1 rRNA gene (only partly in view) is annotated in these 1,644 nt (G+C 54.3%); it reads left to right on the top strand.

From position 1 onward, the window contains the following. A 23S ribosomal RNA gene (locus DFQ00_RS28520) occupies window positions 1-1,644 on the top strand (it extends 1,283 nt beyond the left edge of the window).

Here is a 1,644-nt window from a genome sequence, read left to right as displayed (position 1 = left end):
GCATACAAGTGAGAATGCCGGTATGAGTAACGAAAAGATCAGTGAGAATCTGATCCGCCGAAAGCCTAAGGGTTCCTGAGGAAGGCTCGTCCGCTCAGGGTAAGTCGGGACCTAAGGCGAGGCCGAAAGGCGTAGTCGAAGGACAACAGGTCGAAATTCCTGTACCACCGTAAATCGTTACGAGCGATGGGGGGACGCAGTAGGGTAGTGACGCAGGCTGATGGATGCCTGTCCAAGCAGTAAGGCTGATGTGTAGGCAAATCCGCACATCAATAAGGCTGAGCTGTGATGGGGAGTGAAAATTACAGTAGCGAAGGTCATGATCTCACACTGCCAAGAAAAGCCTCTAGCCAGATGAAGGTGCCCGTACCGCAAACCGACACAGGTAGGCGAGAAGAGAATTCTAAGGCGCGCGGAAGAACTCTCGTTAAGGAACTCGGCAAAATGACCCCGTAACTTCGGGAGAAGGGGTGCCCCGGTAGTGTGAATAGCACGAGGGGGCCGCAGTGAAAAGGCCCAAGCGACTGTTTAGCAAAAACACAGGTCTGTGCGAAGCCGTAAGGCGAAGTATACGGGCTGACGCCTGCCCGGTGCTGGAAGGTTAAGGGGAGTGGTTAGGAGCAATCCGAAGCTGTGAACCGAAGCCCCAGTAAACGGCGGCCGTAACTATAACGGTCCTAAGGTAGCGAAATTCCTTGTCAGGTAAATTCTGACCCGCACGAATGGCGTAACGACTTGGGCGCTGTCTCAACGAGAGATCCGGTGAAATTTTAATACCTGTGAAGATGCAGGTTACCCGCGACAAGACGGAAAGACCCCATGGAGCTTTACTGCAGCTTGATATTGAATTTGGGTACGATCTGTACAGGATAGGTGGGAGCCTAAGAAGCATGAGCGCCAGCTTGTGTGGAGGCACCGTTGGGATACCACCCTGATCGTATCTAGGTTCTAACCTGGTGCCCTGATCGGGTACGGGGACAGTGTCAGGTGGGCAGTTTGACTGGGGCGGTCGCCTCCTAAAGAGTAACGGAGGCGCCCAAAGGTTCCCTCAGAATGGTTGGAAATCATTCGAAGAGTGCAAAGGCATAAGGGAGCTTGACTGCGAGACCAACAAGTCGAGCAGGGACGAAAGTCGGGCTTAGTGATCCGGTGGTACCGCATGGAAGGGCCATCGCTCAACGGATAAAAGCTACCCTGGGGATAACAGGCTTATCTCCCCCAAGAGTCCACATCGACGGGGAGGTTTGGCACCTCGATGTCGGCTCATCGCATCCTGGGGCTGAAGTAGGTCCCAAGGGTTGGGCTGTTCGCCCATTAAAGCGGTACGCGAGCTGGGTTCAGAACGTCGTGAGACAGTTCGGTCCCTATCTGTCGTGGGCGTAGGAAATTTGAGAGGAGCTGTCCTTAGTACGAGAGGACCGGGATGGACGTACCGCTGGTGTACCAGTTGTTCCGCCAGGAGCACCGCTGGGTAGCTATGTACGGACGGGATAAGCGCTGAAAGCATCTAAGCGTGAAGCCCCCCTCAAGATGAGATTTCCCAGTATGTAAGACCCCTTGAAGACGACGAGGTAGATAGGCTGGGGGTGGAAGTGCAGCAATGCATGGAGCTGACCAGTACTAATCGGTCGAGGGCTTATCCAA

Origin of the sequence: Paenibacillus barcinonensis (assembly GCF_003217495.1) — a bacterium.
GTDB lineage: Bacteria > Bacillota > Bacilli > Paenibacillales > Paenibacillaceae > Paenibacillus > Paenibacillus barcinonensis.
This window is presented reverse-complemented; position numbering and strand designations above follow the sequence as displayed.